The 22,545-nt window shown below is 34.3% G+C and carries 16 protein-coding genes, 1 tRNA gene and 3 pseudogenes; 8 read left to right on the top strand and 12 right to left on the bottom strand.

Features of this window, described 5'->3' with window-relative positions; all coding sequences use genetic code 11:
* Positions 1 to 80 precede the first annotated feature (80 nt).
* The 4 genes from OPS21_RS00535 to OPS21_RS00520 form a co-directional block, all read right to left on the bottom strand.
* Positions 81 to 608: a 5-formyltetrahydrofolate cyclo-ligase gene (locus OPS21_RS00535; protein ID WP_264336377.1), complete on the bottom strand. Its 528-nt coding sequence runs from the start codon at positions 606 to 608 to the stop codon at positions 81 to 83.
* Positions 592 to 1,221, bottom strand: a complete 630-nt coding sequence (locus OPS21_RS00530; RefSeq protein WP_017532354.1) for a ferredoxin reductase domain-containing protein — start codon at positions 1,219 to 1,221, stop codon at positions 592 to 594. The genes OPS21_RS00535 and OPS21_RS00530 overlap by 17 nt, the downstream gene beginning before the upstream one ends.
* Positions 1,222 to 1,254: 33 nt before the next feature.
* A complete protein-coding gene (locus OPS21_RS00525; RefSeq protein ID WP_143689898.1) occupies positions 1,255 to 2,382 on the bottom strand; it encodes a SurA N-terminal domain-containing protein in 1,128 nt (375 codons plus the stop codon).
* 118 nt (positions 2,383 to 2,500) lie between these two features.
* A tRNA-Ser gene (locus OPS21_RS00520) sits at positions 2,501 to 2,591 on the bottom strand.
* Between the two features lie 783 nt (positions 2,592 to 3,374).
* Here OPS21_RS00520 and OPS21_RS00515 point away from each other — a divergent pair.
* Positions 3,375 to 5,429 (top strand): recombinase family protein, encoded by a 2,055-nt coding sequence (locus OPS21_RS00515; protein WP_264336378.1) that lies wholly within the window; start codon positions 3,375 to 3,377, stop codon positions 5,427 to 5,429.
* A gap of 216 nt (positions 5,430 to 5,645) precedes the next feature.
* Here the strand turns inward: OPS21_RS00515 and ftsH are convergent, their stop codons facing one another.
* The 5 genes and pseudogenes from ftsH to OPS21_RS00495 form a co-directional block, all read right to left on the bottom strand.
* Positions 5,646 to 7,475 (bottom strand): ATP-dependent zinc metalloprotease FtsH, encoded by a 1,830-nt coding sequence (gene ftsH / locus OPS21_RS00510; RefSeq protein ID WP_264336384.1) that lies wholly within the window; start codon positions 7,473 to 7,475, stop codon positions 5,646 to 5,648.
* 12 nt (positions 7,476 to 7,487) lie between these two features.
* Positions 7,488 to 7,651 (bottom strand): annotated as a pseudogene (locus OPS21_RS08025) (tRNA lysidine(34) synthetase TilS); the annotation flags it as partial.
* 263 nt (positions 7,652 to 7,914) lie between these two features.
* Positions 7,915 to 8,481: pseudogene (locus tag OPS21_RS00505) on the bottom strand (ATP-binding protein); the annotation flags it as partial.
* Between the two features lie 354 nt (positions 8,482 to 8,835).
* Positions 8,836 to 10,128: a tRNA lysidine(34) synthetase TilS gene (gene tilS, locus OPS21_RS00500; RefSeq protein ID WP_264336383.1), complete on the bottom strand. Its 1,293-nt coding sequence runs from the start codon at positions 10,126 to 10,128 to the stop codon at positions 8,836 to 8,838.
* A gap of 135 nt (positions 10,129 to 10,263) precedes the next feature.
* Complete coding sequence (locus tag OPS21_RS00495; protein WP_264336382.1) at positions 10,264 to 10,743, bottom strand: OmpA family protein; 480 nt, start codon at positions 10,741 to 10,743, stop codon at positions 10,264 to 10,266.
* Positions 10,744 to 11,014: 271 nt separating this feature from the next.
* On the opposite strand from OPS21_RS00495, the gene OPS21_RS00490 reads away from it, so the two are divergent.
* The 5 genes from OPS21_RS00490 to ppa all read left to right on the top strand — a co-directional run bounded on the left by OPS21_RS00490 (position 11,015) and on the right by ppa (position 16,801).
* On the top strand, positions 11,015 to 12,433 hold the full coding sequence (locus OPS21_RS00490) for a gluzincin family metallopeptidase (RefSeq protein ID WP_264336785.1): 1,419 nt from the start codon (positions 11,015 to 11,017) through the stop codon (positions 12,431 to 12,433).
* Between the two features lie 20 nt (positions 12,434 to 12,453).
* Positions 12,454 to 13,521, top strand: coding sequence for a rod shape-determining protein (locus OPS21_RS00485; RefSeq protein ID WP_264336381.1), 1,068 nt, complete (start codon positions 12,454 to 12,456; stop codon positions 13,519 to 13,521).
* A 219-nt stretch (positions 13,522 to 13,740) separates the two neighbouring features.
* Positions 13,741 to 14,853 (top strand): tRNA 2-thiouridine(34) synthase MnmA, encoded by a 1,113-nt coding sequence (gene mnmA, locus OPS21_RS00480; RefSeq protein ID WP_264330630.1) that lies wholly within the window; start codon positions 13,741 to 13,743, stop codon positions 14,851 to 14,853.
* A gap of 107 nt (positions 14,854 to 14,960) precedes the next feature.
* Positions 14,961 to 16,214, top strand: a complete 1,254-nt coding sequence (locus tag OPS21_RS00475) for a WD1261 family protein (protein ID WP_264336380.1) — start codon at positions 14,961 to 14,963, stop codon at positions 16,212 to 16,214.
* An 80-nt stretch (positions 16,215 to 16,294) separates the two neighbouring features.
* Complete coding sequence (gene ppa / locus OPS21_RS00470; protein WP_264336379.1) at positions 16,295 to 16,801, top strand: inorganic diphosphatase; 507 nt, start codon at positions 16,295 to 16,297, stop codon at positions 16,799 to 16,801.
* Between the two features lie 169 nt (positions 16,802 to 16,970).
* On the opposite strand, the gene OPS21_RS00465 is transcribed toward ppa, so the two are convergent.
* The 3 genes from OPS21_RS00465 to OPS21_RS00455 form a co-directional block, all read right to left on the bottom strand.
* Positions 16,971 to 17,861 (bottom strand): IS110 family RNA-guided transposase, encoded by an 891-nt coding sequence (locus OPS21_RS00465; RefSeq protein WP_458694745.1) that lies wholly within the window; start codon positions 17,859 to 17,861, stop codon positions 16,971 to 16,973.
* A 36-nt stretch (positions 17,862 to 17,897) separates the two neighbouring features.
* Positions 17,898 to 19,952 carry a recombinase family protein gene (locus OPS21_RS00460; RefSeq protein WP_264336378.1) on the bottom strand — a complete coding sequence of 685 codons (2,055 nt, stop codon included), beginning with the start codon at positions 19,950 to 19,952 and terminating at the stop codon, positions 17,898 to 17,900.
* 386 nt (positions 19,953 to 20,338) lie between these two features.
* Entirely contained in the window at positions 20,339 to 20,587 is a 249-nt protein-coding gene (locus OPS21_RS00455; protein ID WP_264336385.1) for a hypothetical protein, read from the bottom strand.
* Positions 20,588 to 20,908: 321 nt separating this feature from the next.
* On the opposite strand from OPS21_RS00455, the pseudogene OPS21_RS00450 reads away from it, so the two are divergent.
* A pseudogene (locus OPS21_RS00450) lies at positions 20,909 to 21,673 on the top strand (transposase family protein); the annotation flags it as partial.
* Positions 21,674 to 22,203: 530 nt separating this feature from the next.
* Positions 22,204 to 22,539, top strand: a complete 336-nt coding sequence (locus tag OPS21_RS00445; protein ID WP_264336386.1) for a transposase — start codon at positions 22,204 to 22,206, stop codon at positions 22,537 to 22,539.
* The last annotated feature ends 6 nt before the right edge of the window (positions 22,540 to 22,545 follow it).

The following is a 22,545-nucleotide window of genomic DNA, read 5'->3' as shown; positions in this document are numbered from 1 at the left end:
ATCTTCTTATCCTATCTTCTTCATACCTTTATTTCCTTAACTTGATGCCTATCCTTTTTTAAACGTTCCCGAATAGATCCCTACTTTTCCATTTTCAATCTAACACACATCTCAGTAATTATAATATCCAATTTTTGATCGTGTTTTTCCACAGGTAAATTTTTACAATATTGCTTCTCATAGGCTACACCTATAAATATTTTTCCAAGTGGCCGTAATTTTTTTATCATTTCATCATACCAACCACCGCCAAAACCTAACCTATTAAAATGATCATCAAAAGCAATAACAGGAGTAATGATTGTATCGGGTATTATATCTTCATCTGCTTTATTCCATTCCTCAAATTTTAATAACTTATTTTTATTAGGAATTGCTATTTTATAATCTAAATCAAGCAAACGATGCATCAAAGGCACAACATTAATTTCTCCGTCTGTTGGAATGTACGCTGCTATTGTTTTACCTTTAACGCAACTTAAGTTTTGACTAAAAAGATTAATAAGAGAATTTGCTGCATAATTAGAATAACTTTCATCAATATCTTTTCTTATGGTTCTATATTGCTTCCTTAGTTCCTCTTTGTGCTGTTTAGTGTCTTTGAACATGTTCTATCCATTTTGCAGTGAGCTTTTCTTGTAAACTATTTTGCTTCAAGCGCTCACTTAAAAAATCAAAGTCAACAAGCTCCATATCCTGGTCTTGATTACTGCAACTATAAACAAAACTTATTTCTCCTGTTTCCTTATTTATGTGTTGCTGAATACATTGAGCGCAGATTTCTTTCATCATGCACTGCATAGGAGAGTTAACAGATGATATTGCTACGTGATTTGGTTTTAGGTATGGTTTTAAAATTGTTTTTCTAGCTTCATTTATAGCTTTCATCATTTTATCAGAACCAATAGTGATGATTTTATCTATAGTGTTTAAACTAATAGTAATTTTACCTAACTTTCCTTGCTGATATGAGATTATTGCATCAACTATATTACCATGAAAGGATTTATCCTGTTCTCTGCTTGTTTCTATCAATCTTTCTTCACATGCCCAAACTGTCACGTTTGATGCACGTTCTATCAGTGCTCGTTTAAATACATCACTTAATTTCTTATAGCCAGCGAAATATAAAACCTTATGATTGTTTTCAAGACAAGCTTTGCCTATCGAAAATAACACTGCATTTCCAACTCCACCGCCAATGAGCATTATATTCTTCATAAACTTTTTATGGAGTAGAAAACCTCTCTAACTTCAATTAAACTGATAACTAACAGCTGCATTTTTACGCATATTATCCAATAACAGGTTGCTTTGTATCATAATCTTTTGTTGATACATTTCCTGTTTGATTGCTTCTATATCCATTGCATTATTTTTGATATCACATAACATCATCAACTTTGCAGTGCTATTTTCTCTTAATTCTACTATTTCATTCATATTTGTTTTACTAAATAAAATCTGTAAATCAGGATTTAAATTTCGCATTTTTATTTCAAACTCTTTTACGCTTGGCAACTTGAAATCATCTGCTAACTTTTCAAAATTTAAACAACTGACCTTTTGCTCCTTAAAATTAGAGAGTAAACTTTCTGAACCTTCAACTACAACCTGTTTCAGTTTTAAAGTACTTTTCAGCAGTGTATGATCGAGCTGTACCTTATCTATGACTTTTATAACAGAGTAACCTTCGCTTAAACTAACCGGACCTGCTACATCACTGATTTCTAATCTTTCCAAAACGTCCTTGAGAGTACCTTTTAGCTGACTTAAATTAACTGTTGCTTTGCGCATCTTTATTGAAGATTCTGGATTATTACTGGTACGTAATTTTTTTACTAAGTCTTCAGCTATCTTCTGATCGGGAATTATGAACTCCTGAAACGTAATAAGGTAATCAGACTTCTCTTTTTGCTTTCTTGCATCATCCACTTCTTGATCGCTGATATTAATAAGCGGTACAACTCCTACTTCAATAATCTTGTTCCACAGTAGCTGACACTTTACTTGTTTTTTTAGGGTATTGAGATCTATATTATGCTTTTTTACGTATTGATCAACTTCATCAGCCTTAAGTTTTAAACTTTGAGTTAAGAATAACGTGACAGCATTATTTAACTCCTCGTTACTCAATTCTATATTCATCTTCTGTGCTTCGCTGACAATGATAATTTCGTCTATTAACTGTCTTAGAATTTGAGATTTTACCTCTTTTTGATTAATCTTCTGAGTGCCAAGCAATGAATTTATGAAGTTTATACGTCTTTCGATATCTAAATTTGAAATTGGCTCACCATTTACATCTGCAACAATTTCAATCTCAGTTGCAAGTAACCTAAGCGGCAGCATTATTAATATCAAAATTAGTATTTTATGCATATAAAATTATTTAGCTAATAACTAATTCTATAATAAATACTGAATAAACGCTAGCTAACTTTTTAATAATTTAAAAAGAGGGTAAAATTACTGTAATGAATACCTAAACAATAATATACGGAAGGAGAGGGATTCGAACCCTCGATACGACTTTTCAATCGTATAACGGTTTAGCAAACCGCCGCCTTCAGCCGCTCGGCCACCCTTCCAAATTATTACTATAATATCAAGACCTTTACTGCCTGTCTAATGCTTTTAATTGCAATATTTGTATCTGTTCAGATGCATGCAAATATTGAAACCTGTACTCCCTTTCTTGTCATCAGAGTAGCTGACACTGGGATCCAACTAAGTTACTTTACAACGTTTTTTGTGCGAAAGGACTGGATTGTATATTAAATCAAAGTCGCAAGACTATGACAAGCAAGGAGTGATACTGTCAACTGGGTTGATTGGTAAAAATCGTAGGGACCTTAGTACACTCCTAGCTTAAAATAATGTAGTACGAACGGTAGAAGGATCTAAAAGATCGAATTACAACCCTGTATAGCATTTACGTTATTATTTGATTATATTTATAGGTATAAAAATGGCTAGAATAGTTTTTATGGGTATTGATGTTTCAAACGATCAATCACCTTAATACCCTCTTCAATAATCAAGTAACTAAGGAAATTACAGTTACAGATTCAACACATCCACTATTTGGCAGAACATTTCCAATATCTTCTGTCAGCTCAAAAGTCCACAATGTATTTGTTACTTATCGCAATTACATCATTCTACGTATTCCGTTTTCTGCTACCAACTTAGCTAGTAAGCAAAACTTTCTCACCAGCAAGTTAACGTGGTCTTCATTATACGAATTTGTTTCTCTAGCAAAGGAGTATAAATTATGCCATGTAAACCATGTCAAGTGTGGCAGAAAATGTCGCAACGTTTCAAGTCAGAAGTTTTAGAAAATATATTATTAGTGTCCAAAGAGGTTATCTATGAGTACATCAGAGCTAATTACAGCACAGCATTTAGCACGCGAAGCAATAATTTATATCAGACAATCAACACCTCATCAAGCATTGAGCAACCAAGAAAGTTTGGAGTTACAGTATGCACTAAAACAAAGAGCAATTGACCTTGGATGGAAAGCTGATAATGTTGTAATCATTGATAGTGATCTTGGTTTAACTGGTGCTAGTGCTGAAAAGCGTGAAGGGTTTAAAGAGATTGTCACTAAAGTCACTTTATCAAAGGTAGGAATTATTCTCTCCTACGATGTGACTCGCTTATCACGTAATTGTTCTGACTGGTATCCTTTACTGGATATATGTGGCTATAAACAGTGTTTAATAGCTGACCGGGATGGTGTTTATGATCCTGGTACTATTAATGGTCGGCTGTTACTTGGTCTGAAAGGGCAACTTGCTGAAATGGAGTTATCTACTATAAGAGCTAGACTAAATGCTGGACTATTAAATAAAGCAACCAGAGGTGATTTAGCCTTATCTCTCCCAGTTGGTCTTGTTCGTAACATTGATGGTTCTGTGAACAAGGATCCTAACCTTGAAGTTCAGTCTCGTATCAATCTTATTTTTGAAACTTTTCTAGAAAAACGAACAGCATCAAAGGTTTTAAGACATTTTAATGATCATCAACTAACTCTTCCTAGATATAATAATTTCAAAGAACTACAGTGGAAAAAGCCAACTGTTGCAGCAATTACCTCAATACTAAAAAACCCAGCCTATGCTGGAGCATTTGTTTATGGGCGTTCCCGTACTACATACCATAAGCCATCTTCTGCTGACAAAACAACAAAAAAATTACCAATGGAGGAATGGAAAGTTCTGATCAAAGGTAAATACTCAGCTTACATAGATTGGGAAACTTTTACAAAGATTGAGATGATGCTAAAAGATAATTATGCAGAATACGATCGCAATAAAACACGTGGTATAGCAAGACCAGGTGCAGCATTATTACATGGAATAATTTATTGTGGAGAATGTGGACATAAAATGTTGGTACAGTATAAAGGAGGAAATCGTTATTTATGCAACTATCTACGTCAGCAGTATCGTGTACCTGTATGTCAGCTTTTACCAGCTGATATTATTGATAATGAAGTAGTTCCCAAATTTTTTGCTGCACTTGGTCAAATTGAGCTTGATGCTTATACTCAGGCGATTAACTCACAATTGCAATCTGAGCAAGCAATTAATAAAGCACATTTACAACAATTAGAGCGCCTAAAGTACCAAGTTAGATTGGCAGAAAGACAATTTAATCAAGTAGACCCTGACAATCGTCTTGTAGCTGCAGAACTTGAAAGACGCTGGGAGAAAGCATTGAAAGAACTCCAACAAGCAGAAATTATGTTCGAACGTCAGCGTCCAAGTGATCCAACACCTCAATTACCTGAAGAACTGAAAACAGTATTTTTAGATGTAGGCAAAAGATTACCTGAAATTTGGTATAAATCAATTCTATCACGTCAACAACAAAAGTCCTTTCTTCGTTGTCTCATTGATAAAGTGGTAGCACACAGAATCAGACGCGATTGTCTTCAGGTACGCATTATATGGCATGGTGGCGAAACTACTACTTCTCATGTTCCCATTCCAGTAAACTCTTTTCGCGAGTTGACTAAAGCAAAAGAAATGGAACAGTCTATAATAAAGTTAAGTAAAGAAGGTAAAACAGATGCAGAAATTGCTAAGTACTTAGAAAAACAGGGACATCGCTCCCCCACAAAAAACATCGTTTTAGAAAATACAGTAAAAACTATTCGGTTAAAAAATAACATTATGCGAGCAAGGAATCAGTCACATCCGCTTAAAGTATCTGGATATCTTACCGTTCCACAAATTGCAAAAATCCTCAATGTTACTACACATTGGATTTATGATAGAATTAATAATGGTCAAATCAAAGTACGAAAAGATGACAGTAAAACCAGAGGAAAATATTTATTTGAGAATACGCCAGAGACTGTTAGAATCCTTATGGATTTTAAACATGGTAAACTCAACAATCCAAATTTTTTATAGGAGTATCAATATGCATAATCAAAAGGTAAAATCATATACTGAATCTCTCTGAAAACAGGAGTGAAAATATAAGAAGGCCAAGAGTTATTTAGAAAAAAATTGGAGGAATGTTCAAAAAAGTCCATTTATAAAATACATCGGCTTAACTATGATCTTATAACTTAAGCTAATTAATTAAAAATTTTTGTTTTAGCGGTTAAATAAAGCCAGATCTTATTAGAGAGAGGATCTTCTTATCTCTTCTTTACCTTCATTTTCATTTCTAACAATTTTTTTTCCACTTAATATGTCTTTTATTTCATCTCCTGTTAAAGTTTCAAACTCCAGTAGATTTTCAGCAATGAGCTCCAAGTCTTTCCTACGCTTGGTTAAAATGTCTTTTGCTTTTTCATAGCAAGAAAATACAACTTTCTTTATTTCCTCATCTATAAGTCTTAACGTATCTTCAGAAATCGTCTCAGAATCATGTGTGATTTGTTCACGATTGTGATATATTGGCCCTATTTTGTCACTCATTCCCCATTTTGTCACCATAGCACGTGATAAATCTGATGCTAGTTTTATATCTGAGGATGCGCCGCTTGTGACTTTATCATAGCCAAAAATTAGCTCTTCTGCCACACGTCCACCCATTGCAACAGTTATATCTGCTAGCATCTTTTCTCTTGTGAGGGACACTCTATCTGTTTCTGGTAGTCTCATAACTAAACCGAGTGCTCTACCACGTGGAATAATTGTTGCTTTGTGTATAGGATCAGAAGGAGGCATATTAACTGCAACTACTGCATGACCAGCTTCATGGTAAGCAGTAAGCTTTTTTTCTTCTTCTGTAATGACTAAGGACCTTCTTTCCATACCCATCATCACTTTATCACGTGCATACTCAAAATCATCCATGGTAACAATTTTCTTATTTCTTTTTGCAGCAATAAGCGCAGACTCATTCACTAAATTTGCTAGATCAGCCCCTGAAAAACCTGGCGTTCCCCTCGCAACTGTTTTTACGTTTACATCTGGTGCTATCGATATTTTCTTTATATGCGTATTTAATATTCTCTCACGCCCATTTATATCAGGTAAAGAAATAGTAATCTGTCGGTCAAAACGACCAGGTCTAAGTAGTGCTGGATCTAGGACGTCTGGACGGTTAGTTGCAGCAACTATTATCACACCTTCATTAGACTCGAAACCATCCATCTCAACCAGTAACTGGTTTAATGTTTGTTCCCTTTCGTCGTTACCGCCACCAAGACCGATGCCGCGATGCCTACCCACCGCATCTATTTCGTCTATGAAAATTATACAAGGAGCATTTTTCTTGCCTTGATCAAACATATCCCGGACACGGCTTGCACCAACACCGACAAACATTTCAACGAAATCAGATCCAGAAATACTAAAAAACGGTACATTAGCTTCACCTGCAATTGCACGAGCAAGTAGAGTTTTACCAGTTCCAGGGGAACCAATTAAAAGACATCCTTTTGGTATCTTCCCACCTAACACTTGAAATTTTTGCCTTTGTTTAAGAAAATCAACAATTTCAACCAACTCTTCTTTTGCTTCATCAATCCCAGCAACATCATCAAATGTCACTTTTTTTCCAGTAGTCATAAGCCTAGCTTTTGATTTGCCAAAGCTTATAGTTCTATTACCTCCTGCTTGCGTTTGTTTAAAAAGGAAAAGCAATAAACCGATAAAGATAAGCGTCGGAACCCATTGAATAAGTAATCCACCAATTATACCTATTGCAGAGTCTCCAATTGAAAAGGAGAACTTCACTTTCCTATCATGCAAACTTTTTATTAAGTCACTATATATAACACCACTTGAGTTAAAGGCTGACCCATCCCTAAACTTTCCTTCGATGCTTTGGTTTCTTATTGTAACATTTTCTATATCATTATCTTCTAGTCTAGTTAAAAATTCTGAAAAAGGTATGGTTGTTTTACTCTTACCTATACTTCCGCTAAATTGAATATAAGCAACTGAAATAAGAACAATAATCACTAACCAGATCAATAAGCCTTCTAAAAATTTTTTCATTTACATTTCTAACTAAACACTAATCAAGCTTACCAAATTTTGTTTTATCGTGCTATTAATAATCATCGAACCTTATCATCACAGTATTTTTCCGTTATAATTTACATCAGGATAAGCAATCACCTTTCCATTTTTTTCACTGTTGGCAAAGAGTAGTAAACTTTAGAGAAATAATTACAAATTTAAAAAATTGTTTTTCACTACAATAACTATCTGTGTTATGTACTGGTAAAAACTGCTGCATATAATTTTCTACAACAGGTTGTAGTAATGCATTTATTACATTATTACCTGTATTGCTTGCTTTTTCATTCTTGAATTTTTTATGTGTACTATTAAACTCTTCAAGTGCTTTTGTAAAATCACCCATGCTAACAACAGGTTCTTCTATTTTTTGCTCTTGAGTACGCCTTACGGCATTATGCTTGGCCTCATTTACTAAATTAGATAACTCAGCGCCTGAATAGCCTTCAGTTTTTTCTGCAATTTCTTTAAGGTTTAGATCTGATCCAACTTGCACATTCTTCATATAAAGATCTAATATCTTTTCTCGTGAGCCCAATTCTGGTAGGGAAATATAGATATGCTTAGAAAAACGGCCAGGCCTAAGAAGCGCTTCATCTAAAACTTCACGACGATTAGTTGCAGCAATTACTATTACACCTTTGTTAAAATTAAAACCATCCATTTCGGTCAATAGTTGGTTTAAAGTTTTAGCGCAATTTTCACTTACGTGATGACCAATAGAATTGCGCTTTGCACCTATGGAATCTATTTCATCTATAAAAATTATACAAGGAGCATTCTTTTTTGCTCTTTTAAAAAAGTTGCGTACATGATATACACCTTGACCAACATACTCTCCAACAAGCTCAGAGGCCGAAATACTTTCAAATGAGATATTAGCTTCACCTGCAACAGCGCGAGCAAGAAGTGTTTTACCATTTCCTGGTGGACCATATAAAAGGTAACCCTGTGGTGGTTTAAAACCAACTTTTTCAAACATTACCTTCTTCTCTTGTGATATATCATTACAAATCATACGTAGCTCTTCTTTTATTTCATCTGATAAGATGACATTATTAAGTGTTACTTTTTGCTCACCTTGCTCACCTTCTATTACTTTAGATGGTTTCATTAAATAAATAGCAAAACAAATAGCAAGACCTAATACAACCGCAGTGCATATTACTGAACATGTCACTACAGCAGATGTTATAATAATAGGCATGAAGGATATAGTGGCCGCAGCAGCTTTAATTTTTAAAAAAAGAACATACATAAGATAAATAAAAGCAGCGATTGTTAGACATAATAAAACAAATTTAAAAAATCTTGTCCCACTCATTCTAACCCTTAATTAAATATTAGTTAACTTTAGCAAATTTTCCTTTATTATACTAGCGATAAAATATTTAATCTCGCCATCACTAGTGCTCTTACTATTATGTTTCATACATGGATAAGCAAACATCTTTCCATCTTTTAGGACTACAGGTAAAGAGTAAAAAACTTCAGGGCAGCAGTTGTAATCTTTTAGAAATTCAGGAATTTTTTGTGTTTTCTTTAGCGGAGCAATAGTTACTGAACACTTCTGATTGCTAAGTATTGTACAGCCAAATCTATTGTCCCATGTAATGGGTTCGCACATAGGCAAATTTACAGTAATTTCTTGTATCTTTGACGATTCTCTAATTATTAAGATATTTTCTCCATATTTTCTTATTTTGCACCCAGAAAGTGTACAGTTAACATTACTACCCTTTTGCAATATTTTATTAAATATTACGATAAGGCTGTTGTACCTTGGTTTATAATGTTTGCTGGCAATTGCCATTATAGAGTAAAGAAGAAGCCTCAAGGCTATTTCCTCTGGCAATTGATAAAATTCACTTAGTTTAATTTCAATATAACCAAAATCATGAACATTAACACAATCATCAAATGCAAGGCGTGTGTAATGCATAAACGCTTTTGCGGCTCTTTTCATATGAAGTGCTGTAAGGCATATTCGCTCTGTTAGAACATCTTGATTATCACTTGCTTTAAGCAAGTTACGGTATAGAGTTCGCCTGTATTTTAAGTCATAATTGCTTCTATCTTCGATCCATCTTAACTGATGAAGCTTAGCATACCTTTCTATTTCACTACGACTAAAATTTAACAACGGCCTAAATATATAAACACCATTTAAGAAAGATTTGTAATCCATTGATGATAATCCATCTACTCCACTACCCCGCTCTAATCTCAACAAGAACGTTTCTGCTTGATCATTTTTGTGGTGAGCAACAAATAAATATTTAACATTATTATTTTTACACCATTTTGTTAATAAGTTATACCGTGCTTTTCGTGCCTGCAACTGAATATTGCCTTTAATATTTTTCTTCTCCCAATTTAACATGAACGATTCCTTTGCCCCAAGTTCTTTTGCATAGCTTACAGCAAAATCAGCTTCTTTTTGAGACTCTGAACGTAACCCATGATTTACTGTTAATGCTATAGGAAGTGAAAGCTTGTTTTTTTTTGCCCAGTTAGTCATTAAGTGCAGTAAGACTATACTATCTACACCACCTGATACTGCAACTGCGATTTGATTATGGAAAGCAAAGCTATTAGCTATATTTTGAAATAATAACTCTAATTTCATTATGTTTCTTGATCGCCAGATAGTCTCTACGTCATACAGCGACTTATTTGTGGTATATCGCCGCTAACAAGCCAGAATTGCTCTCTTTTGTCATCCCAGTGCTTGACACTGGGACCCAGGTTTTAATGCAAGAAACTACTTCTTTATCCCAAAAAATGAAAATTCCACTCTACGATTTTTAGCATGCTCTTTTTCATATTTAGAATTTCTAGAATCATCTTTTACATTAACCAAAGGCTCAGTTTCACCTTTAGAAGCAGTTTTTATTCTATTTTCTAGATAAGGTGTACAGCTGACCATAAATTTTTTAGCTGCATCTGCTCTTCTAGCTCCTAGTGCAAGATTATACTCGTGAGAACCACGATTGTCAGTATGACCAGTTAAAGTGACCTTTGCGTCAGGATTATTTTGTAACACTTCCATCACGTCAAGTAATACATCTGCACTCACTTCACTGATACTAGATTCATCATAACCAAAGAAAACTCTTTTATCACCTATCTGCTTAACAACAGCATTCATTTTATTTGTCGTATTTACTCCTTTTTTAGGGCAAGAACTTACACCAGTAAGAAGCAAACAAAAACAACACATTATAATCAGTCTACTCCACATTACTAAACCTCCATAAATTTAAAATACAGTGTGTAATTTTAATTCTAGTACTAATAATTCCTCTATACTAGAATAGAGTCAAGGAAAATAAAATACTAAATGTTTTTTTACAATCTTACAATTAACTTTCTGATAAGATGCTCAGTTCTTAGCAATGAGGTACAATAAAAGAATAAAATACAATTTTTTATTGTACTTTAAGCAAATATACTTTTAACTTTATTATTAATCTATTACGATATTAAGCAGATGTTTCAAAGCAATGATAAAAATAGAATCTTATAAGTTTTTAGAGGAAGTATTAGATAAGGTAAGGAATATCGAAAACATACTAGAACTAGTAAGTAAAAGCCAATTGAATGTAGAGGACAAAGTTGAACAAATGTGTCTTCTAGGGGAAATCAAACATGAAATTATCTCTCATAATGCAATAAAAGAATCATTAGCAAATGCTCTTAGCAACAAGAAGAGTGCGAACACTCAGCAGCTAAAGTTAATAGAGAAAATACATAAAAGCAATAGTGCTATTCCTGTTGATTTAGTAAAATCTTTGCTCAAAGCTAAGATTGAATGCCAAAACTTACGGAAGCTAGCTAATTCTGAAATCAGTAATTTAGAAAAGCTGAAAGAACGCTTTGCTGATCTAATCAAACTCGCTCGTGAAGTAGCTTCTATAAAATCACAGCAATTAAAGTGCTCAAAATATGACTCACTGCTTGCTGATTATGACTCTAACATCACAGAAAAGAATATAAAGGAAATATTTCCTAAATTAGGCAAATTTTTTAGTGAAAATGTAGAGAAAGTAATTCAAAAGCAGAAGAAGGATAAGGTTACTAATATACAAAAAGTTACGGTTCAGAGACAGATTGAACTTAGTTCCTTATTCTTACAGCAAATGAGTGTTACACCAAATGAGATTTCCATTTCTTATTACGATCCTATCGATTATGATGAATCTGACCTTTGTTATGGTTTATTTTTACTTTTACGGCATACTGGTCATGCAATTCATCAAAAATGTTTAGCGCAAAATTCTATAAAGAGCTCAATTACTAAACATATTATGTATGAAACTCAAGGATTATTCATGGAAAGGATCATTGGAACATCCAGAGAATTTATTGAGTTCATTCAACCACACATAAAGGAGAAACTTTCTACAAAAGGCAAAATTAATAGTAGCGTTGAAAATTTGTATTTGATTTTCAATAAAGTAAATCTTTCATCTTTTTTGAAGAATGCGGATGAATTTAGTTTATTGGCTCACATTATGCTAAGAACTAAATTAGAACAAGATCTAATAAATGGTACGTTAGAAGTTAAAGATCTACACGATAAATGGTTGGAAGGTATGAAGCATTACAAGATTTCAGTAAAAGCTAAAAATGAGCTAGACACTTATTTTCAAGATGAGTATTGGATAAGTGGTGTTATAGGCTACTTTCCTATTAAAGTCATAGCGTTAATCGCTGCTGTGCAGTTTTTTTCTTTCATTAAGAAAAATCATTACGAATTTTTAGATTCTATAGTAAAAGGAGATTTCAGTTTACTTATCGATTGGTTCTCTAAAAATGTATATAGTGCAAATTATGGCTTTTTGGAACAGCTAAAAAAGGTAACAGGTAGGGATTTAGATATTGAGTGCTACACTAGTTACTTATCTGAAAAGTATAATTTGTCTCAATAAATGGTTTTCTTGAGTTGTGTATGAGTTTTGTTCAGAATTTAATCAGAAATTTTTTTACTTTCAAAGGTTTATTTGCTAGCGATATTGCTATAGATCTTGGTACTGCAAATACTTTAGTTTATCAGAAAAGTCAGGGGATAGTGCTTGATGAACCCTCAGTTGTAGCAAGAGTAAAAGAAAAAGGAAGTTACGTTCCTTATGCTTTTGGCAAAAAAGCTAAGATGATGCTCGGAAAAACACCTGGAGAAATAGAAGCGATAAGGCCCTTGAAAGACGGAGTTATTGCTGATTTTAAAAGCGCGGAAGAAATGTTAAAATATTTCATACGCAGCGCAAACACAAGATTCACTGTTAATAAGCCTAATATTATCATATGTGTTCCATCTGGATCTACCCCAGTTGAAAGGCGTGCTATACAAGATGCAGCAGAAAGTGCTGGTGCAAATGAAGTATTCTTAATTGAAGAACCAATGGCTGCAGCAATTGGGGCTGGACTTCCAGTTACCGAACCTGAAGGTTCTATGATTGTTGACATAGGAGGTGGTACAACTGAAGTTGCAATTATTTCTTTAGGTGGAATTGTTTATTCACGTTCTGCCAGAGTAGGTGGTGATATTATGGATGAGGCAATAAAGTCATACATTCGTGAAAATCATAAGTTATTGATTGGCGAAACAACTGCTGAAAAAATTAAGAAAAACGTCGGTTCAGCCAGTCTGCCAGTTGAAAACAACAAAGAGGGAATGATAATTAAAGGCAGGGATTTAGTGAGTGGTATGCCAAAAGAAATGCTCTTATCAGAATACCAAGTTGCAGAGAGTTTAATAGAGCCTGTACATCAGATAATTTCTGCTATTAGAACCGCACTAGAGAGCACTCCACCTGAACTTTCTTCTGATATAGTAGATAGAGGAATAATTTTATCCGGTGGTGGTGGATTATTGCGTAACTTGGGCAAAGTTATTAGTGAAACAACAAAACTACCAGTTCGTGTTGCAGATGATCCACTTTGTTGTGTTGCCTTGGGTAGTGGAAAAGTGCTTGAAAATATGGATCATTTTGGCCATGTTTTATTCAAGCAAGATTAAATTGTTTTTGAAGATAGAATTGTTTTGATGGAATTATGTAATATAAATGAGATCTCAGTGTCACGAACCAAGTAATTTAAAGGCAACTTCCAGCAGGAAGGGGTGTCATCCCAGCGCTTGACACTGGAACTTGACTACAAATAAGTATGCTGTTTCGATGAAATTGTGTAATAGAAACTGGATTCCAGTGCTTGACACAGGTTTGTGTTTATAAATTATATGCTAAAAGAATTTGAAATTGAACCTTTATTAAAAGATAAAGCTCCGCATCAAACTAAGGCTATTGTTGCAATGTCCGGGGGAGTTGATAGCTCCGTTGCTGCAGCACTGCTGTATAACCTTGGGTACGAAGTGATAGGTGTGACTCTTCAGCTCTATGGCAGTGATGGTAATGCTAATGCGAGAAAGGGTGCATGCTGCGCTGGACAGGATATTTATGATGCCAAATACGTGGCTGAAAGTGTTGGCTTTCCCCACTATATTTTAAACTACGAGGAAATATTCAAAAAGGAAGTAATAGAGGATTTTGCAAATACCTATATGCGTGGAGAAACTCCCATACCGTGCGTAAGGTGTAACCAAACAGTAAAATTTCGCGATCTATTGCAAGTTACAAAAAATCTTGGTGCGGATGTGCTCGTAACAGGACATTACGTAAGAAGATTAGAAGAAAATGGTGAGGTAAAATTGTGTAGAAGCATCGATAAAAGTAAAGATCAAAGTTATTTTTTGTTTGCAACTACTGAGGAGCAGTTAAAGCTTTTGCGATTTCCATTAGGTGGATTCTATAAAAGTGATATAAGAAAATTAGCAAAGTATTTTGGCTTACAAATTTCTGAAAAGCCGGATAGTCAAGATATATGCTTTGTTTCCGAAAGCTATAGTAAAACAATAGCTAAATTAGCTCCACAATCTGTACAGAAAGGTAAAATAGTAGATATTCATGGAAAAGTGCTAGGTGAGCACAGCGGCATAGTAAATTTTACAGTGGGACAGAGAAGAGGCCTCTGCATCGCACACAATGAGCCTCTTTACGTGATAAAAATTAATACAGAAAATAATGAAGTTGTAGTAGGCCCGATCAATGCTCTAATGCAAAAAAAGATATTGGTCAAAGAGTTAAATTGGTTAGAACAACCAAAAGAAGGCATGGAAGTAACTGTGAAGCTTAGGTCATCACATGCAGGAAGCTTAGCGACAATATATTCAACTGACGAAAAGAACAAAGCCTGTGTAATTTTAAACGACGATTACTTTGGCATCAGTCCAGGTCAAGCCTGTGTAGCATATAAGGGCGAACAAGTTATAGGTGGAGGTTGGATATGCTCCTAACTAAAGGGCTTAATTCTTTGATACAGAGTATAAACGTACAATAATATTTATTGCTATTTTGCCATGTATCCCTTATACTATAAAGTAGAACATTATAGGTTTTAGCAATGGTTAAGGAAGTTGAAGAACTAATAAAAATTGTTGGTAAGGGTAATTTATTAGAGGCCTTGTTTATTTTTTTAGGCGGTTTTCAACATGCTAACTTAACTGGTAAAATAGACCATAGAAACCATATTGGTTTGTCTTCATTCGTTAGAAAAAAAGAGGAATCATTAGATAAATATTTTAACTTACAATTTAGTCTACAAGGGTTGTTCTTAATTTATACTCAAGCTTATAAAATTTTAAGCGGAAGTAATAATCTGAGCACTCAAGATATCATAGATGAAATATATAAAGTTATTAAGGAGTCTGAGTTAGGTAAAGACATACACGAAGTAGTAGATGGAAGAAAATTAGATTTACTTAACGTTTTGGCAAATCCAAAAAGAGAATCAATATTTAAAGCAGTAGAAGATTTTGAAAATAAGGTGCTTATTGATGTTAGAAAGTTACTAAGTGAAGAAAATGCATTAAACGAATATGACAGAGAATTTACCTTAAGTAAATGCATTATTGATTTCTATTATTCTATTCATCAAGACATAAAAGTAGAAAGGGATGTAGTAGTATTATTTTCTATATTTGGCCACTATCATAAACTTTCTGAACATCACAAAGAGTCTATAAAAAAGGAAAGTTTATCAATAATAGATAACGTGGTCGTTTCCAGATATATAATGGCTTTAATTGGATTACTGCAAAGTATTAATTTGAAAGATCAAAATAGAGCCACTAAATATACGCTGGATTGTGAGAAGATAGGTAGTCTAAACAGAACATTCAATATATTGTCATCTGCAGGTTATAATAATCAAGGTTTTTTATGCCTGAAAAGAGCTGGACCAACTTTGAAACAGCTGTTAAAAGAGCAAAATAGCAATAAGTTTGAAGAGAGGATAATAAACAACACACATTATTCAGCACCGCAAGAAGAGAATAAATGTAGGCCAAATTTCATACTCAGCAAGAAAAATCATAAAAACACAGTCTGTAAACTTATTTTAGGTATGTTTGTATTGTCTGTTGGGTTATATGTTGCTGATTATTTCCTTATGGAGCAAAAATTATTTAATCCAATAAAAGGTGTCCTACCACAGGATAATTTTGCTAATCTAGTAATTGCTGCAGTGCTTACTATCGTAATAGTATATGTTTTATTTCAACTACTAAAATCACCTCAAGAACCGCCACATTCAGCAGTCAATGGTGCAATTATTAATGATCTTACAAATGGTCCTATACAGTCCAGGCGTTCATGAATCTCTACTTATAAATGATAAATGTAGCACTTTTAAAGTGTATGCTATATAATATCTTCTCTTGAATAATGAGGTAATCCATGGATTTAAGCAAAATAACAACAAAACCAGATGCAATAAGTGTAGTAATTGAAATAAGTGCAAATGCTGAGCCTGTAAAGTATGAATTTAATAAAGAGCTTGGGTTGTTACAAGTTGACAGATTTTTGTCTACCTCAATGACTTATCCTTGCAATTATGGGTTTATACCAAATACCTGCGCAGGTGATGGTGACCCTGCGGATGTTTTGGTGCTAACTCAATTTCCTTTAGCGCCTGGAGTTTTGATATCGGTGCGTCCAGTAGGTGCATTACTTACCAAAGACGAGAAAGGAGAGGATGAAAAAATATTAGCTGTACCTATCTCCAGTGTTGACAGCTATTATGAGAATATAAAAAACTATTCTGATTTATCTAAAAACTTACTAGATAAAATAGCTCATTTCTTTTCTCATTATAAAGATTTAGAAAAGGGAAAAACGGTGACAGTTGGAGAATGGGCTAATGTGGAAAAAGCAAAAGAAATCATTGAAAAAAGTAGAAATTAGTTTGCGTTGATTTAGCCTTAAATTACAGTTATTCGGAAAAATGTTGTTGTTTTTAATGGGTAAATATTGGTATCCGTTCAGGATAGCGGTAAGGTAGTATAACCATAGAGTAAAAGTGAGTTTACAACAAATGGTGTCATCCCAGTGCTTGACACTGGGACCTACCGTCTTAAGCATCAAGATAAAAATTGTTGTTTTTTATCATGGCATTTAAACAAACGACGATTTTTCTCATCACAGCAACTAATGCAACCTTAGTGGCTTTACCAGAGTCAACCAAACGCTGGTAAAGTGCTTTCATTTTCCTATTATGACGAATAGCAACCACGGCAGACATGTATAATGCTTTTCGAGCATAAAATCTGCCACCTATGATTTGAGCTTTACTCACTTTCCTTCCGCTTTCATTGGTTTTTGGTGCAACTCCAATTAGACAAGCTATTTCCTTATTATCTAGCCTGCCAAGCTCAGGTACCTCTATGAGTAGGATACTTGCTATTTTTCGTCCAACACCTTTATAGCTAGTTAGCAGTTTGCTTTTTTCCTTCAAATCAGGGTCAGAGTTTATTATACCTTCTATATCCTGTCTAATTTGCTCTAATTGTTTTTTGGCAAATTCTACCTGTTTTTCTATATATTCCCTAGCTTTCCCTGTAACCTTATGTAAACGACACATATTTGCGTGAACATCGTCGTTTAGGTTGCGCTCAACTGCCCTTAATTCTTTTAGTTCTTCTTGCTTTTGTGAAACTATGCATTCTACTACCTCATCATTTTTCGTGATAAATTCGGCATACTTTTCTAGCAATTTTGCATCTGATTTGTCTGTTTTTGCAAAGTGGTTGCAGGCTTTTGCGAACGCATATACCCGGTTTGGGTGAGCTCTATGAACAGCTATGTTATGTTCTCGCAACAATTTTATGACAAGTTTTTCGTAACCGCCTGTTGATTCTACTGCACATAACTTAACAAATATATTGTTAGTCATTCTTGATCTTATAAACTCAGATATAGCCCTTTCTTCATTCTCTATACGCTGATGTTTATTGTCGATTGAGATATCAAGTGTTTTTTTTGATTATGCATATTGATACTCCTATAAAAAATTTGGATTGTTGAGTTTACCATGTTTAAAATCCATAAGGATTCTAACAGTCTCTGGCGTATTCTCAAATAAATATTTTCCTCTGGTTTTACTGTCATCTTTTCGTACTTTGATTTGACCATTATTAATTCTATCATAAATCCAATGTGTAGTAACATTGAGGATTTTTGCAATTTGTGGAACGGTAAGATATCCAGATACTTTAAGCGGATGTGACTGATTCCTTGCTCGCATAATGTTATTTTTTAACCGAATAGTTTTTACTGTATTTTCTAAAACGATGTTTTTTGTGGGGGAGCGATGTCCCTGTTTTTCTAAGTACTTAGCAATTTCTGCATCTGTTTTACCTTCTTTACTTAACTTTATTATAGACTGTTCCATTTCTTTTGCTTTAGTCAACTCGCGAAAAGAGTTTACTGGAATGGGAACATGAGAAGTAGTAGTTTCGCCACCATGCCATATAATGCGTACCTGAAGACAATCGCGTCTGATTCTGTGTGCTACCACTTTATCAATGAGACAACGAAGAAAGGACTTTTGTTGTTGACGTGATAGAATTGATTTATACCAAATTTCAGGTAATCTTTTGCCTACATCTAAAAATACTGTTTTCAGTTCTTCAGGTAATTGAGGTGTTGGATCACTTGGACGCTGACGTTCGAACATAATTTCTGCTTGTTGGAGTTCTTTCAATGCTTTCTCCCAGCGTCTTTCAAGTTCTGCAGCTACAAGACGATTGTCAGGGTCTACTTGATTAAATTGTCTTTCTGCCAATCTAACTTGGTACTTTAGGCGCTCTAATTGTTGTAAATGTGCTTTATTAATTGCTTGCTCAGATTGCAATTGTGAGTTAATCGCCTGAGTATAAGCATCAAGCTCAATTTGACCAAGTGCAGCAAAAAATTTGGGAACTACTTCATTATCAATAATATCAGCTGGTAAAAGCTGACATACAGGTACACGATACTGCTGACGTAGATAGTTGCATAAATAACGATTTCCTCCTTTATACTGTACCAACATTTTATGTCCACATTCTCCACAATAAATTATTCCATGTAATAATGCTGCACCTGGTCTTGCTATACCACGTGTTTTATTGCGATCGTATTCTGCATAATTATCTTTTAGCATCATCTCAATCTTTGTAAAAGTTTCCCAATCTATGTAAGCTGAGTATTTACCTTTGATCAGAACTTTCCATTCCTCCATTGGTAATTTTTTTGTTGTTTTGTCAGCAGAAGATGGCTTATGGTATGTAGTACGGGAACGCCCATAAACAAATGCTCCAGCATAGGCTGGGTTTTTTAGTATTGAGGTAATTGCTGCAACAGTTGGCTTTTTCCACTGTAGTTCTTTGAAATTATTATATCTAGGAAGAGTTAGTTGATGATCATTAAAATGTCTTAAAACCTTTGATGCTGTTCGTTTTTCTAGAAAAGTTTCAAAAATAAGATTGATACGAGACTGAACTTCAAGGTTAGGATCCTTGTTCACAGAACCATCAATGTTACGAACAAGACCAACTGGGAGAGATAAGGCTAAATCACCTCTGGTTGCTTTATTTAATAGTCCAGCATTTAGTCTAGCTCTTATAGTAGATAACTCCATTTCAGCAAGTTGCCCTTTCAGACCAAGTAACAGCCGACCATTAATAGTACCAGGATCATAAACACCATCCCGGTCAGCTATTAAACACTGTTTATAGCCACATATATCCAGTAAAGGATACCAGTCAGAACAATTACGTGATAAGCGAGTCACATCGTAGGAGAGAATAATTCCTACCTTTGATAAAGTGACTTTAGTGACAATCTCTTTAAACCCTTCACGCTTTTCAGCACTAGCACCAGTTAAACCAAGATCACTATCAATGATTACAACATTATCAGCTTTCCATCCAAGGTCAATTGCTCTTTGTTTTAGTGCATACTGTAACTCCAAACTTTCTTGGTTGCTCAATGCTTGATGAGGTGTTGATTGTCTGATATAAATTATTGCTTCGCGTGCTAAATGCTGTGCTGTAATTAGCTCTGATGTACTCATAGATAACCTCTTTGGACACTAATAATATATTTTCTAAAACTTCTGACTTGAAACGTTGCGACATTTTCTGCCACACTTGACATGGTTTACATGGCATAATTTATACTCCTTTGCTAGAGAAACAAATTCGTATAATGAAGACCACGTTAACTTGCTGGTGAGAAAGTTTTGCTTACTAGCTAAGTTGGTAGCAGAAAACGGAATACGTAGAATGATGTAATTGCGATAAGTAACAAATACATTGTGGACTTTTGAGCTGACAGAAGATATTGGAAATGTTCTGCCAAATAGTGGATGTGTTGAATCTGTAACTGTAATTTCCTTAGTTACTTGATTATTGAAGAGGGTATTAAGGTGATTGATCGTTCATCTATAGTACCGCTCTGTCAAGATCTGATGGTCTCTGATGATCTACTTAGAAAGGCATGTTCAGTGTTGGAATTTTCCAAATCGCCATTAGGAGGAAGATTTGACCCTTCTTGACCTTTAAACATCTTTATTAGCTCTAACATAGGAGCAGTTCCTGCTACAATAGCTCCTATAACAGCAGTAGCACCCATGATAAGAAGAAGCGGTTCTGCAGTGGTGATTACGCAAAGCTCAATACATAAATCAGCAATGACCATACCAACCATTGTACCAATGAAAGCACCTACAATTATGGACGAAACTACAACAATTAATTGTCCTATTTTTGAACTAAGTGGTACTTCTCTTTTACCTCCAACACAACCTTTGAATTTCGCTTTGATCTTCCTCCAACATCCTTAATTGTCTTTTCAAATTTTAATAGCGACTTGTTGTTTAGTCTATAGCTAACCGAAGTAAGATTTTCTCAAAGGGTGGGGTAAAAAGGTATAATACTGCTTTAATGAAGGTAGAATGATGCCAAAGCCATATAGTGAGGACCTGAGGGAACGAGTTTTAAAAGTGGTAGACGAGAAAAAATGACAATAGAAGAATTCGAAAAGGTTGTAGAAAAAATGCGCCCAGAGTGGGAAAAAGTTCAAGAACAGAAGAAATGCCATGGAAGAACGTCAAGACTGCCTGTATTGGAAGACAAAATACTCTGTATAATTCTATATTATCGAACTTACATAACGCACCGATTCTTGAGCTAACTATTCAACTTTCATAACTCAAGCATCTACCGATTACTCAAGAAAATGGAACCACTTTTGGCTAAGAAAGTCTCAATAAAAAAGGATAGAACTATGACGCTAGAAAGAATTTTGAAAATATTAGCAGATGTTACAGAACAACCAATACAACGATCAAAAGATAGGAAGAAAAGAAAATTGTCTTATTCCGGAAAGAAAAGAGTAAATACAATAAAAACAGAAATTGTTATAAAAGAAGATGGGCAAATTCTATCAGTGTCAAAGTCACACAGAGGTCGAATTCATGATTTTAAGATACGAAAACAGGAAAAAATGTTGTCAAAAGAGAATATCAAGTATGTTGATTCTGGGTATCAGGGGTGGCAAAAATTGCAGAGTAACGTTGTAATTCCATATAAAAGGTATCGAAAAAAATCGCTGACCGATGATCAAAAAGAGCACAATCGAAAGCTGACATCATTTAGAATGAGAGTGGAGCATAAAATTCATGAAATTAAGGTTTTTAAAATCATGTCACATACCTATCGCAATTTTCAGAAGAAATACAACATGAGATTTAACATAATTGCTGATCTGGTAAATCTCAAACACAAGTTTTAATTGATCCTGCTATTGACCTAACTCACGCTGAATTTAGTTCCATACTGTTTCCCAGTAGGTCTTGTGGAAGAAGTAAGCAAGATGTTAAAAATTGATAGAAAACTATATACTAGTGGAGGAAAAGAAGAGAAGAAAGAGGAAGTATAAAACCGTCTTCAGACTATCAAAAGGGACATAGTCATAAAATTAAAGACTTAGATAGCTTTGTCAAATTTCTGAATGAAAACCGAGATATTACGGTTGAAAAAATAATTGAAAAATTTGGCAACATGTGCAAAGATACAGTCTACAATTATCTTAAAAAAGTAAGCTATACATATAAAAAAAACTTTTCTTTATCAGGAAAGGAATGAAGAGAAACCCAAGGAGTTCATAAAAAAATAGAAGGAATAGAAAAAGAAAACTTGATATTCATAGATGAGTCTGGAGTAGAAGATAACAGATTTTATGAATATGGGTGGTCTCAAAAAGGTAAGAGGTTATTTGTCCAGGGTTTAAAAGAAAGAGGGTAAGAATAATTGGAGCACTAAATGAAGGAAAAGTTAAAGCTTCCTGAAGGCTACTGCAACAGCGAGATTTTTGATGCTTATGTAGAAAATATACTTGTTCCTATATTAAAACCTGAACAGACTATTGTTCTCGATAAAGCAAGCTTTCATAAATCTGCAAGGACGAAAAATTTGATAGCAAATATTGGGTGTAAAATTTTGTTCTTGCCTCCATACTCGCCAGATTTAAATCCGATTGAGAAGTTCTGGTTTGCCATTAAGCATGTCATAAGAAAAGTACTGCCAAGCTTTTTGCCCAATATTAATTCGGCTATTGATTTTGTCTTTCAGTGTTTGGGCAAATCTTACTTCGGTTAGCTATAG

The organism is Wolbachia endosymbiont (group B) of Chorthippus parallelus (assembly GCF_947251815.1).
Lineage (GTDB): Bacteria > Pseudomonadota > Alphaproteobacteria > Rickettsiales > Anaplasmataceae > Wolbachia.
The sequence above is the reverse complement of the archived record's forward strand: the minus strand, read 5'-3'. Positions and strand labels throughout refer to the sequence as shown.

Excerpts from the sequence above, each read along its gene's own strand:
- OPS21_RS00535 (WP_264336377.1), bottom strand. The coding sequence starts at position 608 with ATGTTCAAAGACACTAAACAGCACAAAGAGGAACTAAGGAAGCAATAT.
- OPS21_RS00530 (WP_017532354.1), bottom strand. The coding sequence starts at position 1,221 with ATGAAGAATATAATGCTCATTGGCGGTGGAGTTGGAAATGCAGTGTTA.
- OPS21_RS00525 (WP_143689898.1), bottom strand. The coding sequence starts at position 2,382 with ATGCATAAAATACTAATTTTGATATTAATAATGCTGCCGCTTAGGTTA.
- OPS21_RS00515 (WP_264336378.1), top strand. The coding sequence starts at position 3,375 with ATGAGTACATCAGAGCTAATTACAGCACAGCATTTAGCACGCGAAGCA.
- ftsH (WP_264336384.1), bottom strand. The coding sequence starts at position 7,475 with ATGAAAAAATTTTTAGAAGGCTTATTGATCTGGTTAGTGATTATTGTT.
- tilS (WP_264336383.1), bottom strand. The coding sequence starts at position 10,128 with ATGAAATTAGAGTTATTATTTCAAAATATAGCTAATAGCTTTGCTTTC.
- OPS21_RS00495 (WP_264336382.1), bottom strand. The coding sequence starts at position 10,743 with ATGTGGAGTAGACTGATTATAATGTGTTGTTTTTGTTTGCTTCTTACT.
- OPS21_RS00485 (WP_264336381.1), top strand. The coding sequence starts at position 12,454 with ATGAGTTTTGTTCAGAATTTAATCAGAAATTTTTTTACTTTCAAAGGT.
- mnmA (WP_264330630.1), top strand. The coding sequence starts at position 13,741 with ATGCTAAAAGAATTTGAAATTGAACCTTTATTAAAAGATAAAGCTCCG.
- OPS21_RS00475 (WP_264336380.1), top strand. The coding sequence starts at position 14,961 with ATGGTTAAGGAAGTTGAAGAACTAATAAAAATTGTTGGTAAGGGTAAT.
- ppa (WP_264336379.1), top strand. The coding sequence starts at position 16,295 with ATGGATTTAAGCAAAATAACAACAAAACCAGATGCAATAAGTGTAGTA.
- OPS21_RS00460 (WP_264336378.1), bottom strand. The coding sequence starts at position 19,952 with ATGAGTACATCAGAGCTAATTACAGCACAGCATTTAGCACGCGAAGCA.
- OPS21_RS00455 (WP_264336385.1), bottom strand. The coding sequence starts at position 20,587 with ATGGTTGGTATGGTCATTGCTGATTTATGTATTGAGCTTTGCGTAATC.
- OPS21_RS00445 (WP_264336386.1), top strand. The coding sequence starts at position 22,204 with ATGAAGGAAAAGTTAAAGCTTCCTGAAGGCTACTGCAACAGCGAGATT.